The organism is Paenibacillus shunpengii (assembly GCF_042684905.1).
Classification (GTDB): Bacteria; Bacillota; Bacilli; order Paenibacillales; family Paenibacillaceae; genus Paenibacillus; species Paenibacillus shunpengii.
The window spans coordinates 1,231,639-1,245,785 of sequence record NZ_JBHUMJ010000002.1 but is presented as its reverse complement, the minus strand read 5'-3'; the positions used below and the strand labels follow the sequence as shown (position 1 = coordinate 1,245,785).

Genomic DNA, 14,147 nt, shown 5'->3' with positions numbered 1-14,147 from the left:
TGCTTTATCGCGATTTGTGTTAAAACGGCCGAGAACAGACATATCCCGCTGGATCCCACTGTACGATATAGAGGAATAATGATTGGGAGGCGGATCGAGATGCGGATTGCTATATTTACGGACACATTTTTACCCGAGGTTAATGGAGTGGCAAATACACTTGGCAAATGGGTCGAATATTTACGTGCACGCTCGATTCCTGTCCTTGTGTTCGCTCCCCAGTATGGAAGCCTAGTGAATACAGAAGGCGGACATGTTGAGCGATTCTTCAGTCTTCCTCTGATCTTCTATCCAGAATGTAAGCTGGCTCTGCCCGGTCGTATGCGAACAGAGCGAATCCTCCACAATTTTCAGCCCACACTGATTCATGTCGCTACTCCAGCCGCTATAGGTCTGCTCGGAGCAGGATATGCTGCCAAGCACGGAGTACCTCTTGTGGCATCCTACCATACCCACTTTGATCAATATTTGAAGCATTACAAGCTAGCTTGGATGGAGCAGGCACTGTGGAAATACATGCAGTGGTTTCATCGGAACTGTAAACGGATCTATGCACCTTCGGAGTCAACGAAGCTCAAGCTTGAGGAAAAAGGAATGAAGCATGTAGGTATTTGGAGCCGTGGAATTGATGCAGAGCAGTTTCGGCCAGCGGTGTCTGCCGAGGAACGCGCAAGTCTTCTTCGTAACCGTGGATTGGATCCAGAGCTGACCTATATGCTGTATGTCGGACGACTGGCTCCAGAAAAAAATATCGAACACCTAATCATCAGCTTTGCTTCTCTCCCCTCCCGTATCCTAGATAAGTCCCGGCTTCTCATTGCAGGGGATGGTCCCCTGTATGGTCATTCTCCCTCCGTACCCCACAACCTTTCAGAGGAACACATCCAGTGGCTGGGATATTTGCGAGGAAATGAGCTTCGAGATATCTACTCCATGTCTGATTTATTCGTATTCCCTTCATCTACGGAGACATTTGGCAATGTTATTCTTGAAGCGATGGCCAGCAGTCTCCCCGTTATTGCAGCCGGCGCAGGCGGCGTGCTTGATATCATTACACATGAAAAGACGGGCATATTGTGCCCGCCGGAAGAACCTTCTTCGATGGTGAACTCAATCATCCGTCTATATGATCATCCTCATCTGAGCAAGAGCTTGGGGGAAGCAGGGAGAGAGTACTGCCTGAATCGCTCCTGGGTTCCTATATTTGATCAACTGCTCAGCAGTTACAATGAAGTCATAGCTGAATCCAATTCAATGGTGAATATGAGCAGATCTCCACAGAAAAAGGTTAAATGAGTCGAAAAAAATATAATTCCCCCGGAATACCCGAATGTAGTTGTCGAACCCTAATGCTGGATAGAAGCAGAGAATCGTCACTATTCTGTACGATTCTCCATGCTGTCGTTATGGGTCAAACCATGTCAGTTAACCATCATAAATATTACGTAAACACTTGCTCTATACGCTGGATTGCCCATTCCAGTTCCTGATCCGTAATGATCAGCGGGGGAGCAAACCGAATGACGGTATCATGCGTTTCCTTGCATAGCAATCCTTGCTGCATCATCCGCTCACAATAGGGCCGGGCAGGTGTTCTTAATTCAATTCCAATGAACAGGCCCCTTCCCCTCACCTCTTTAATATCTTTGGAGGTGATCTGCTTCAGTCTGTGAAGCATTCGATTTCCAAGCACAAAAGAACGTTCCGCGAGCTTCTCTTCTTCTGTTACCTTAAGTGCTTCAATAGCAACCCGGCTCGCAAGCGGATTTCCTCCGAAGGTTGAACCATGTGAACCCGGTTCGAATAAGCCAAGAATCGATTCATCCGCCGCTACAGCCGACACAGGCAGCACACCTCCGCCAAGCGCCTTCCCCATAATATAGATATCCGGGACGACCTTTTCCCAGTCGCATGCGAATCTTCGCCCTGTTCTTCCGAATCCGGTCTGTATTTCATCTGCCATGAGAAGAATATTCTTCTCACTGCACAGCTTGCGAACCTCTGTCAAATACCCTTCTGGAGGAATCTGGATTCCAGCTTCCCCTTGAATAGGTTCAACCAAGAACGCAGCCGTATTCTGATGGATGGCAGACGCTAATGCAGTAATGTCACCATAAGGTATGATCCGGAAACCCGGTGTAAATGGTCCAAAGCCTTTTTGATAATAAGGATCGGAGGAAAAGGAAGTGATCGTCGTCGTTCTTCCATGGAAATTCCCTTCACAGACAATAATCTCTGCCTGATTATAAGGAATTCCCTTTGCTTCGTATCCCCAGCGTCTTGCTGCTTTTACAGCCGTTTCGACCGCCTCTGCTCCCGTATTCATCGGTAAGATCATTTGCTTCCCCGTAAGTCCGCTTAATAGCTCCATAAGCTCTGCCAAAGGCGCGTTATAGAACGCCCGGGATGTAAGGGTGACTTCATCGGCTTGCTGTTTTAGAGCAGCAATAATACGGGGGTGACGATGCCCCTGGTTCAATGCGGAATAACCGCTCAGCATATCCATATAGCGATGCCCATCTGGATCTGTTATCCATACACCCTCAGCTTGTTGGATAACGATAGGCAACGGATGATAGTTGTGGGCTCCAAAACGTTCCGTCTTATTCATGATTTCTTGTGAAGAATGCTTCATTAGACTAACCCCTCGTTTCCCTGTGTGCACTCGTTATTTGTGACCTTACATTCTATGCTGTTAGAAAAAGTAGGAGAACACCCGCCTTGGCAGCAGCATACGATACAACACAAGCATACTTGGTATCGTACGAGAGGGTGAAGCATTATGGACATTCATCTATTACCGCTCCATTTCGTATATTTATCATTCATTATCTTTATTATGATCTTATTGATACGCAGACGGGATACGAGTGTCATCTGTATTTTGGGTATTATTGCCTTAGGTTTTCTCGCCTCGGACAGCATCGTAACCTCCGTTTCCGGGATCTTCGGGAGCTTCATCTACGCTGCGAAGGAACTGATCAGCACCATATTCATCATTTCGATCGTTGTAGCCATGAGCCGAGTACTCATCCGCACCGGGATCAATGAAATTATGGTAGCACCTTTAACCAAGCTGCTGAGGACACCGGCTCTCGCCTTCTGGGGAATCGGCATTATTATGATGATCGTTTCCTTCTTCTTCTGGCCGTCTCCCGGCGTCGCTCTTATCGGAGCTGTCATGCTTCCCGTAGCGGGAAGAGTCGGCCTTCCGGCGATTGGCACAGCTATGGCCATGAATTTGTTCGGACACGGTATTGCTTTGTCAGGTGATTATGTAATCCAGGGTGCACCTAAATTAACGGCAGACGCTGCCGGAATCCCCGTCTCTGATGTTGTGACCGCCAGTATCCCCCTAGTCATCACGACAGGCCTCGTTGCTACCCTCACAGCCTACATCATGCTCCGCAGAGATATGCGCCGCGGTACCATTACCAAGGAATCAGCCACTTCTCAACCAGCATCACCCTCTGATCTGTCCCCAGCAAATGACATCCAAATTCCACTACGGACCAAACGGATTATTGCTTATACCATTCCATTACTCTTTGTGCTTGATCTAGCGGCCATGTACCTGCTGAACCTGCAAGGTGGAGATGCAACAGCCCTCATCGGTGGTACAGCTATTGTAATCCTGATCCTGGTAACGATGGTTGCCCATCGAAATAAAGGGCTCGAGGAAACGACAGATTATTTGATCAAAGGATTTCAGTTTGGCTTTAAGGTGTTTGGTCCTGTAATACCTATTGCTGCCTTCTTCTATCTGGGGGACGCGGCTCTCACCGCATTATTTTCTAACCCCCTGCCTGAAGGTTCGCATGGGATCGTGAACGACCTGGGCCTCGCACTCGCACATGTGGTCCCGATAAATGAAGCTGTCAGTGCGATCAGCATGACCATCGTCGGGGCGATAACAGGGATGGATGGATCTGGATTCTCCGGTATATCCCTTGTTGGCTCGATTGCTCAGATGTTCTCTGCATCCATTGGCTCGACTCCTATGCTCACGGCACTTGGTCAGATTGCTGCCATATGGATTGGCGGAGGTACACTGATTCCATGGGCACTGATTCCTGCTGCTGCGATCTGCAACGTCAGCCCATTTGAGCTTGCAAGACGTAATTTAATTCCTGTTATTAGCGGACTGACCGCTGCAACCATTGTTGCGATTCTGCTCATGTAGAAGCTTATAGCTGAATTAACCTCATGTGACGACAAAAAGAGCCGCTTTTGTGCAATGAAGTACTTCTGTCTAATTGACAGCGAGTACTTCATCCTCGTGCACATCACGGCTCTTATTTAATTTAATCGCTAAGTCGATGTCTTAGCCTAATGGACTCGAGAAGCTTATTCCATGCCCCATCAGATCCACGCCAGTCCTTACCCTTTGGAATGGAATACCTGATGCATCCAGAAGGTTCGGCCCAACTGGTCACAGGTGCATTCTCATCGGCAAGCGTATCTATAATGATCAGATCAAAGAAATGCTTGACTTGTTTTTTTAGACTATAATACAGTCGATCACCATCATCTTGTCCACCATTGACACGAACAAACAAGAGCCTCTCCCCTGTCTCCCATGCCTGCAGCATTCGCTCCGTCCTCCGACATAGCTTAGACTTGAATTCAGGATATGCCAGTGCCCAATCCGCTTCCTTCTCGGTAATCGGGAAATCATGATAGGACAAAATTCCATATCTTGTGTCGCGCACACAGTAGCAAGTCCTAAATGCACTTATCTTCTCCAGATTGCCTAAGTCCATAAAACCTGCAAACCTGGCGTCTATCAATCTGATGAGCTGATCAATGTTTTTGGATACAAACCAGTCGAGTGGACCTGCTTCCTTGCGAAGCGATAATCTTCTCAGCTGATACGCAGTCTGGCAATTGGATCCAAGACTAAACACGGCATCATATTCCTGTACGTCCATGTCATTAAATTGTTCATCTGTGCCCAAGAGCCGCATTCCCCCTTATATGTCTTTTGGTCATCATTAAATTAGACATATAGCAGTTTATGCTTAAAGACTCCGTCAGGATTGGACGATCCGGTGATCCATTCACTTCTACATCCTGCAGAAATGAGGTATTACGGCTGAATGATATGTTTAACTCTGCCTACTTCTCCACTTTGCAGGCGAACTTTAATACCATGCGGATGATTTGGTGAATTCGTCAAAATATCCTTTACCGTTCCCCTGGTGAGCTTGCCTGTTCTCTGATCCTGCTTTAACACAATATCGACTTCAAGACCTGGCTTGATGTCTGCACGATGATTACCATTCATTTGAGATTCCCCTTCCCTCTCCCTTATGTCACTCATTAAGCGTTTTAAGGAAGCTCCATCACTTCTCTTTGCTTGGCCTCCAGCAGCTCGGATACCGTAACAAATCTGTAACCCTGCTTCATAAGCTCAGGCAAAATATGCTCTAATGCTTCAATCGTCTGACTCTTGCCGTGAACATTATCATGAAATAGCACGATGTCTCCATTTCGAGCATTTCGCAGCACCTTGTTAATAATACGCTGTTTTCCCGGACGGTTCCAATCCCCCGTATCCTGATGCCAAGACCATAGAACGATCGAGTACCCTCTCGCTTGAGCGCTTTTTACCACAACATCATTGTACACTCCTCCAGGAGGCCGAAAAAGCGTGGGTCTGACACCGCCCGCATCCTCAATGGCTTGATCCGCATCTGCAAGCTCCTTAAAATACGAATCCTCATCCTGGATCTGGTCTCCAAAGGTATGATAAAAGGTGTGATTGCCTACCTCATGTCCTTCGGCAATTTCTCTGGCAATCAGCTCTGGTCTTTCTTTCGCCCATTTGCCCAGCACAAAAAAAGTCGCTTTTGCTTTATGCTTTTTCAGAATATCCAGAATTTGAGCCGTTTCGTTTCGATCCGGACCATCATCGAAGGTTAACGCAATCAGCTTATCCTTGATCGGAGCTTCCCAGACAATATCTCCTCTTGCTTCATAATAGGCACGGTCTTTAACAACAGGAGCTGAGCTGTGGTTCATCATAGGATAAACGAGATGCATGAAGGCTGCTGCTGCCACTGCTATTTTAAATCCGATAAGATTCATCCCATACCTCTTCTAGTTCTGTAATCAATTTTTGTCTTATTATCTCTTATGCTCAAGAAATATATAACCCGGTATCCAGCAGCTACTCCTCACGAAGCAGGTGTGATTCCAGCTGATTCACATATTGTCTCAAGATCGCTGCCATGCTTCGGTTAATCATTCCATTTTCAAACATTTCCTGAACTGTATTTCGCTGCTCTTGAACCGCCTTCATGTGAAGCTCCATTTTCTTCTCGTTAAAAGCATTGTCATCCAGCTCACTGCTTCCTTGCTCTAACCTGCTCAGTAGCCGTTCATATTGAGAGATCACCCTGATCGAAGCTGCTCGGTTTGTCTCATTCATATGTGCACGCAGTGCTTCGATTGCTCTCACGCTGGTATGAATCCGCAGATTTCGGGCAGCCTCGGCCCAGTCCTTCATAGGCGCAGCCGCTTCAGATCTTTCTATAGCGAAGAAGCGGGCCACAACTCTGCCGATGCTGCGCAGGGACGACCACAGCTGTGCTTTAAACCGATTGGACATACGGATCTCCCGTCGATCGAGCACTTTCAAGAAAAACATGCCTGCTTCATCAGACACCATTCCTTTATTCATCAAGTGAATGATTTCTTTCCTCTCTGCCTGGAGTGCTCTCAATCGAACCTCAAGCTCCTGTTTCTGAAGCTCGGTAGCGGTCATTCCATAACTTCCTGCAGAGTACCGGGACAAACAATGATTCAGCTCCGCTATAACAGATAGTGCAGCCGGCTTGGTATCCTCATCCGCTTCCAATTTGACCGCTTGAATGGATGCATGGAACATCTTGGCTAGAGCCCGTACTTTTAGAACTTCTTTGTCTTCACCTTCTTCTTTTTTGGCGATGATCGGCAATAAGAGGCTCGCCAGAATTAAGGTGAGAAGGATAACACCTGCCGATAAAAAGATAATCAGATCACGCTGAGGAAAAGGGGCTCCATCTGCCAGCACATAAGGGATTGAAAATGCCCCTGCAAGGGTTACCGCGCCTCTAACTCCTGAGACCGTAATCAGCGCCATGTTCCTGAATACCGGTTTGTCTTGCCTGTCCTTTTTCCACTCGAACAGTTCTAAGGCATACACCCACAAGAAACGCAGGACCAAGAGAAGCAGCGTTATGACAAAGACATAGAATAATACATCCATATGATCAAATACCGGATTGTCCCATATTGCACCCAGCACGAGAGGCAGCTGCAGCCCCAAAATAACAAATACTAATCCGTTTAATATGTAGACCATCACAGACCACGTACTCTCGGCCACCACCTGCATCTTGGGCTGTAGTGTTTCAGCTCGATCACGGTCAATCGCATGAATGATCCCTCCAGCCACAACCGCCAGAATTCCGGAAAATTCCAAATGCTCCGCCGTCAAATAAATGATAAATGGAGTTATGATCTGAATCAGCATATGGACCGTTACATCTTCCATTCCCCATCTTCGCAGCAGCATACCGAGCTTGCGGAACAAAAAGGACATCACAGCCCCAATAAAGAGTCCCCCTATTGCAATAACAAAAAAGCTGAACGTCGCTTCCGTCAGGGAGAATATGCCCGTTACTGTAGCTGCAATCGCAAATTTAAAAGCAACGAGACCTGATGCATCATTCATCAGTGCTTCGCCTTCGAGTGTTCGAAGTATATTTTTGGGCAGATGCACGCGCTCCGCCATCGCCCCCACGGCCACTGCATCGGTCGGTGACAGAATAGCCGCAAGAGCAAAGGCTGCCGGTAACGGGATACTTGGGATCAGCATATGTATGCCGTATCCGGCAACAAGTACAGTTAAAAAAACCAGCCCAAGGGCCAATAAGAGAATTGGCTTTCGAAGCTTCCATAATTCTGCTCTTGGTGTTTTGCGGCCGTCATTATATAAGAGAGGTGCAATAAAGAGGACAAAAAATACTTCCGGATTTAAATCCAAATGGACTCCAACGGGAACGAACTCAAATACGACCCCAAGTGCAATCTGGATCAGCGGAACCGGAATAAATGGAATAAATCGATTCAAGATATTAGATAAGCCAATAATAATTAATAAGATCAAAATCGTAATAAAGACTTCCAAAATGCCATCATTCCCTTCTCGTCACTTAAAGCCTATTGTTCGTATTATGGGGATTGGACATTCACGTCTTTTCTTTTTTAGAGTAAAATACAATTCGTAATCACTCACAGATAAGGATGAAGCTAAAATGGCGTTTGGCATATCACGGCAGGAGCTTGAGAAATGGAAGCATGAGGTGAAATCCGGGAAGCTGGCTTATCTAACCCACTATTGGATTGATCCGCGCTTTCCAGGCATTACTAGTGTCACCAAGGTGGGCTGTTCAGATCTCAAACGATTACGGAGCTGGTGTATCGAACATGGTCTGAATCCAAAATACATTCATCAGCGCAATCCTTTTCCGCATTTCGATCTTTTAGGTCCGAAGCAGAAAGAAATTCTGCAAAAAGAACAGCTCGATGAGCATATTGAAAGATTCCGGCTATAGATACCAGTAATGACAAAGAACCCTTGAGGCTTGTGACGCCTCAAGAGTTCAGCCGCTTTGTTATTTCAAGACATCCATCATTCGGAGATCAATCTTCTTCACAATATCCAGGAATTGACTGCGTTCCTCCTGTGTTAACAAGCCAAGCAGCTCCTCATTGAAATGTCTGCGATTGGCACGCAGCGTTTCCGCTGTTGATGCTCCCTCTTCCGTTAAAGATAACCAAACGATTCTTCTGTCCTCAGCACTCCGTTCCCGCATGATATAACCATCCGTCTCCAACTGATTAAGCACGATGGTTGTCGCTCCTGACGACAGCTGAAGTCTCTTGGCAATGTCAACTGCCATTAACCGCTCACGAGACAGCATATAAATGATTTGTATTTTCGTTGCATTAAGCTTGTGATTCAGGTCTTTTTGATGCTGGGCATACACTTTATTCTTATAACGCACAAATGTCGTCAGAAAATGATCAAAGGCTTCCAATTCTTGTGCTTGAAGTTCTTCTTCAAGTGACATGATGACTACTCACTTCCTTTTCCCCAATAGTTCTATGCCTATCATATCCTATCTGAGTAGAAATAGAAATTAATCCCCAGTAGAACAATATCCTTTTTTGAGTATATCCTTAAAAGGATTGCCGACTAGACCATTTTAATTTATAGTAGTATAACATAAGTTACTATTAATAAGTCAGTAACTATAATATATTGTTATCAGGTGAAAGTTTATGAATATGTACACAGAGGTCTGCATCGTCGGTGCTGGACCGGCTGGAAGCTTTCTTGCTTATTTGCTGGTGAAACAAGGAATATCCGTCATCCTGTTAGAAAGGCAATCCACCATCCATAAGCGGTTTCGCGGCGAACTGATTAATACAGACGGTGAGTCCCTACTTAAAGAGGCGAATGTTTATCAAGAAATTGAGTCCTTGGGACTTCTTCCCCTTCAAACCGTTGAATATTGGCACAGTGGTAATATCATTCATCAAATCGCAGCAACCGATGACGAAGTACACAAAGGAATCCATGTGCCGCAAGACCATTTGTTACAAGCCATTCTTCATAAGGCAGGAGCCTTTCCACATTTGAAGATGTACACTGGTGCGGCCTTCAAGGATTATATTGTAGATTCTGACGATCAAATTATCGGGATTACTGCACAAATTCAAGGGCAAATGACTTCAATCCATTGCCGAATTATCGTAGGCGCAGACGGCAGAGCTTCCCATGTCCGGAACAAGGCAGGGATTGAGCCGGGAATCAAGCTAAGACCATTTGATGTATTATGGGCACGAATCCCTGAGCCCTCAGACTGGATTCCAGCTACACGAATGGCACTCATCGATGAACAGCAGCTCGCTTTGTTCTCGCAAACAGACGGTTACGTACAGATCGGCTGGAATATCGCTCAAGGGAGCTATCCTGAGATACGTAAAGGAAGCTTTGCCCCTTACATCGGTCGACTTACTGCTGCTTTCCCTGCGCTTGCACAGAGTGTATCGGCGAATATACATTCCTGGAGCGACTTCGTGTTACTCCCGGTGTTCAGCAGTTTAAGTGAAACCTGGACCAAGCATAACATTGTGCTGATTGGTGATGCTGCACACACAATGACTCCAACGGGCGCTTTCGGAGTGAATGCAGCGCTTGAAGATGCCTATCAATTATCTGTGCTGCTGCAAGAGCTGGCCTCATCGCAATACTCCTCTTTAGAGATATTAAAGGACTTGGAGGCCAAGCGCTTGAGTAAAGTTATCAGACAGCTTGAATTACAGGTTCAGATGGAAGTCGAATTCCCTGCAAAGATCAAGTCGTTTATGTGAGGCCCTATGAGAATACTTGAAATCGATGTAGGCATAATAAAAAAGCTTGCATGGTCTCAAACAAATTGAGTATCCATGCAAGCTGCACATTCACTTATGATTTGCTGTCCACAATAATAAGCTCTTCCTCTGGCACAAACCCAAAGGCTTCGTTAACGGAATGTTTAACCTGCTCAACCAAGTAGATGATGTCCTTTGCCTTCGCCTTACCTTGGTTTACAATCATATTTCCATGCCAAGCGGATATGGATGCTCCGCCGTAAACTGTCCCTCTCATGTTCAAGCGATCTACAACCTTGCCCATTGGCTCCCCAAAGTCGTAGTTATTCTTGAATACCGAGCCGCAAGAAGGATAGTCAAAGTGAAATTTGCTTCCCCGGTCCTTTACGACATTATCAAACGATTCTGGCACTACTCCGTTATTCTCCTCCGCCCATGTCTTCGCAAGCGTTGTATAATACTTGAAGAAATTGGGCAGCTGTGACGGATTTTTATATTCAACGATCTTCTCAAGTCTGGATATTTCCTTCATTCCTTTGGCAAGTGCCTCATAATCAGGATGTTTTAAGTAGCCGCCGACGATGATCCAGTTATTTTTCATAAAGATCGAATTCTTATAGCTGTAATCACAGGTATCCACATGTATGGATTGTACCTTGAACTCCGGATCGTTCATATCAATGTATAAAGCGGTATCCAGAATATCACAAATTTGCCGGTTGTAATATTTGGCATTCATATAAATTCCCGCGCCCAGTGTACCCGGCAGCAAGAAACAGAAATCATAATCTGAAGTGCCTGAAGATAATCCAATCAAGGCAAGATGCGACATCGGTATGCCTGCAGATACAAACCAGCCTTTATCGTCAATCTTCATTTCTCTCAGCTCTTTCAGGCTGATAAATAACATTTGATCCTTCGGTTCGTCCGGAAATAAAATGTTGGAGCCCATTCCGAATAAGAATGGAGTCAGCTTCTCTTGTCTTGCATATTCCAGAACCGTCTTTAACTCTTCAATGGTTTCAGGGGCGGCCAAGTACTTTGCCTTGCCACCAATCTCATAAGTTGAATAAGATGATAAATTCACATGATGTTGAATTAATGATTCCTGTTTGTGTGTGTTCACGTGTTTCCCTCCTACTTGCTGCACGAACAAATCCTTCATGATGGCTAATCATTATATACAATTATATAGTATGAAGCCATTATGTATACGCGCCTGCCCGAAGTCAAGTTTAAGCACTTTCATATTGAACATCTTGACGATACGCGGCCAGTGATTGCTCTAATATGATGTTGATAAATCCAGGTTCAATATCCTCAATCCATTTCAGTCCGTTCTCCCAAGCATTCTCTTCAATTCGAAGCGCAATTTGCCTGCTTTGTACATCGTCAGCAAGATCTAATTCTCTGCTCAGCGAAGCCAAATAAACATCTGCGGCATGACCTAGTTCATGAGCCAGCACGACCTTGAAATAATCATATACTCGTTCACTCGAGCCAAACAATTGCTGGCACTGCTGTTTAATCACTTCGGTGTACATTGTGATGCAATGAGCATTCAAGCTATATTTTCCACCGATCAGGCGTCCACCGGGGAAGTATGTCTCTATAGTAACGGCAGCACTGCTGCCCGAGCGTAACAATAGTTCTGAAACGATCTGATTTATAGCTGCTTTTTCCAAGTTAAGCATAGCCCCTTTTACCATTTTCGTAGGATGGGAAAACCATTTCATAACATTATAAGATGACATAATGAAAATATGCAATGAAAATTCCACTTTGTTTCAAACAAGCTATCACAAAAAAGGCCCGTCACAGTACGAAGCCACAGCATGATTTCTAGCGTTACCTTGATCTCTGTTATGAATATCCTCTCTTTCGTACATACTATGAAAAGTGCAAATCAGCTAAACATATAACGGGGGAGGCTAGCTTCGTTAAAATGAATAGAAAACAAACTGCAAGTCCATCTCAACAAGCAGCACATTCGCTGCCGATTCCTGTTCACTTTAATCAGAATTGGCTTTCAGAACTCAATACACGCCTTAACAAAGGAGGACCTTGGGGAGATTACCGTCTATTTGAGCTTGCTGTAAAAGCCGAAGAGGTATCGCTGGTCCCCAGCTTCGATGATATCCAATGCCTGAAGCATTTGCACGATCTGACCCCTCTTCCCCATCAAATTGATACTGCGCGCAAAGTACTCTTTGAAATGTCAGGGAGAGCGATTTTGGCAGATGAAGTTGGACTCGGAAAAACGATCGAAGCAGGTCTGATCTTAAAAGAATATATGATTCGGGGACTCGTCTCCAAAGTTCTAATCTTGGTTCCAGCGTCACTCGTACTGCAGTGGGTCAGAGAATTAAATTCCAAATTCGGAATACCTGCCGTTGCCCAAAAGAAAGCGTATTCGTGGCAAAACGATGTTGTCGTTGCGTCGATTGATACGGCCAAGCGAGATCCACATCAAGAGATTCTGTTAAGCAATGATTATGACATGATCATTATTGATGAAGCGCATAAGCTGAAAAACAAAAAAACGTCCAACTATCAGTTCATGCTCAAGTTGCGTAAAAAATACTGTCTGCTCCTAACCGCAACACCGGTACAAAATGACCTTAGTGAGCTGTTCAATTTGATTACACTGCTGAAGCCGGGTCAGCTCGGAAGACAAGGTGACTTCGCAGCCAATTTTGTAGTGGATAAACGGCTGGCCAAGAACGAGGATCAATTGAAGGACGAGCTCGCCAAAGTCATGATTCGAAACCGCCGTGGTGAAGGTCCTGTTCAGTTTACGAAGCGTAAGGTAACGAATATTAATCTGACACTATCACCTGAGGAGCAAGCACTATATGAAGGTGTAACGTCTTTCGTGAAGGACCAGTTCCATTCCGCGGGTGGGAATTTGAGCAGTATGTTCTCTATGGTCACCCTTCAAAGAGAGGTTTGCAGCAGTCGTGATGCTGTATTCGTCACCCTTGTCAATTTATCTAAAAAATTGCCGCCGGACTCTCCCTGGAGAGATCGAATATGGGATTTGGTAGCCAATATCAAAGCGATCAAGTCTAACACAAAAGCGGAAAAAACAATGGAGCTCATTAAAGAAATGAATGAGAAAGTCATTGTTTTTACCGAGTACCGGGCTACGCAGGAATATCTGCTCAATTACTTCCGTGAACGCGGACTGACGGCTGTACCTTACCGGGGCGGAATGAATCGCGGCAAAAAAGACTGGATGATGGATCTGTTCCGCGGACGGGTGCAGGTTATGATTGCGACAGAGGCTGGCGGTGAAGGCATCAATCTCCAGTTCTGTCACAACATGATCAACTTCGATTTGCCATGGAACCCTATGCGTGTAGAGCAGAGAATCGGCCGGGTACACCGCTTAGGACAGCAGAATGATGTCAAAATTTATAATCTAGCAACGTTAGGAACCATTGAGGAGCATATTCTAAATCTCCTTCACGAAAAAATCAACATGTTCGAAATGGTCATTGGCGGTCTGGATGTCATCCTCGAACGATTTGAGAAGCAGGAATCCTTTGAGAAGAGCCTGACCAAGATCATGCTGGAATCCAGCAGTGATGAAGAGATTCATCATAAAATGCAGTCGCTCTCACAAAACTTAAATTCGATTAAACAGGAAGTTGAACATATGGAGGATACTGCTCCCGTCAAAAAAGCAGTAGGCAAAGGGGGGTTACTGAAGTGAC

General features: G+C 45.5%; 13 protein-coding genes. 5 read left to right on the top strand and 8 right to left on the bottom strand.

What is annotated here, in order from left to right:
• The first annotated feature begins 99 nt into the window (after positions 1-99).
• Positions 100-1,296 carry a glycosyltransferase family 4 protein gene (locus ACFSVM_RS05935; protein ID WP_379260876.1) on the top strand — a complete coding sequence of 399 codons (1,197 nt, stop codon included), beginning with the start codon at positions 100-102 and terminating at the stop codon, positions 1,294-1,296.
• Between the two features lie 145 nt (positions 1,297-1,441).
• Here ACFSVM_RS05935 and ACFSVM_RS05930 read toward each other — a convergent pair whose 3' ends face one another.
• Positions 1,442-2,635: an ornithine--oxo-acid transaminase gene (locus ACFSVM_RS05930; RefSeq protein ID WP_379260874.1), complete on the bottom strand. Its 1,194-nt coding sequence runs from the start codon at positions 2,633-2,635 to the stop codon at positions 1,442-1,444.
• A gap of 147 nt (positions 2,636-2,782) precedes the next feature.
• Between ACFSVM_RS05930 and ACFSVM_RS05925 the strand changes: the two genes are divergently transcribed.
• Entirely contained in the window at positions 2,783-4,183 is a 1,401-nt protein-coding gene (locus ACFSVM_RS05925) for a hypothetical protein (protein ID WP_379260872.1), read from the top strand.
• A gap of 121 nt (positions 4,184-4,304) precedes the next feature.
• Here the strand turns inward: ACFSVM_RS05925 and ACFSVM_RS05920 are convergent, their stop codons facing one another.
• From ACFSVM_RS05920 to ACFSVM_RS05905, 4 genes are all read right to left on the bottom strand, one after another.
• On the bottom strand, positions 4,305-4,958 hold the full coding sequence (locus ACFSVM_RS05920; RefSeq protein WP_379260870.1) for a DUF1796 family putative cysteine peptidase: 654 nt from the start codon (positions 4,956-4,958) through the stop codon (positions 4,305-4,307).
• Positions 4,959-5,089: 131 nt separating this feature from the next.
• A complete protein-coding gene (locus ACFSVM_RS05915) occupies positions 5,090-5,287 on the bottom strand; it encodes a YwbE family protein (RefSeq protein WP_076311311.1) in 198 nt (65 codons plus the stop codon).
• A 44-nt stretch (positions 5,288-5,331) separates the two neighbouring features.
• Entirely contained in the window at positions 5,332-6,090 is a 759-nt protein-coding gene (locus ACFSVM_RS05910) for a polysaccharide deacetylase family protein (protein WP_379260868.1), read from the bottom strand.
• 82 nt (positions 6,091-6,172) lie between these two features.
• A complete protein-coding gene (locus ACFSVM_RS05905; protein ID WP_379260866.1) occupies positions 6,173-8,176 on the bottom strand; it encodes a Na+/H+ antiporter in 2,004 nt (667 codons plus the stop codon).
• Between the two features lie 127 nt (positions 8,177-8,303).
• On the opposite strand from ACFSVM_RS05905, the gene ACFSVM_RS05900 reads away from it, so the two are divergent.
• Complete coding sequence (locus ACFSVM_RS05900) at positions 8,304-8,603, top strand: hypothetical protein (protein ID WP_076311313.1); 300 nt, start codon at positions 8,304-8,306, stop codon at positions 8,601-8,603.
• Between the two features lie 60 nt (positions 8,604-8,663).
• On the opposite strand, the gene ACFSVM_RS05895 is transcribed toward ACFSVM_RS05900, so the two are convergent.
• Positions 8,664-9,122, bottom strand: a complete 459-nt coding sequence (locus ACFSVM_RS05895; RefSeq protein ID WP_379260863.1) for a MarR family transcriptional regulator — start codon at positions 9,120-9,122, stop codon at positions 8,664-8,666.
• 211 nt (positions 9,123-9,333) lie between these two features.
• Here ACFSVM_RS05895 and ACFSVM_RS05890 point away from each other — a divergent pair, with 211 nt between their 5' ends.
• On the top strand, positions 9,334-10,428 hold the full coding sequence (locus ACFSVM_RS05890; protein ID WP_076311315.1) for an FAD-dependent monooxygenase: 1,095 nt from the start codon (positions 9,334-9,336) through the stop codon (positions 10,426-10,428).
• A gap of 94 nt (positions 10,429-10,522) precedes the next feature.
• On the opposite strand, the gene murB is transcribed toward ACFSVM_RS05890, so the two are convergent.
• A complete protein-coding gene (gene murB, locus ACFSVM_RS05885) occupies positions 10,523-11,554 on the bottom strand; it encodes a UDP-N-acetylmuramate dehydrogenase (protein ID WP_256702693.1) in 1,032 nt (343 codons plus the stop codon).
• Positions 11,555-11,663: 109 nt separating this feature from the next.
• Positions 11,664-12,122, bottom strand: coding sequence for a hypothetical protein (locus ACFSVM_RS05880; RefSeq protein ID WP_179085504.1), 459 nt, complete (start codon positions 12,120-12,122; stop codon positions 11,664-11,666).
• Between the two features lie 251 nt (positions 12,123-12,373).
• On the opposite strand from ACFSVM_RS05880, the gene ACFSVM_RS05875 reads away from it, so the two are divergent.
• The gene (locus tag ACFSVM_RS05875; RefSeq protein ID WP_076311317.1) at positions 12,374-14,146 is read left to right on the top strand and encodes a DEAD/DEAH box helicase; all 1,773 of its coding nucleotides are present in this window, start codon (positions 12,374-12,376) and stop codon (positions 14,144-14,146) included.
• Position 14,147 lies beyond the last annotated feature (1 nt).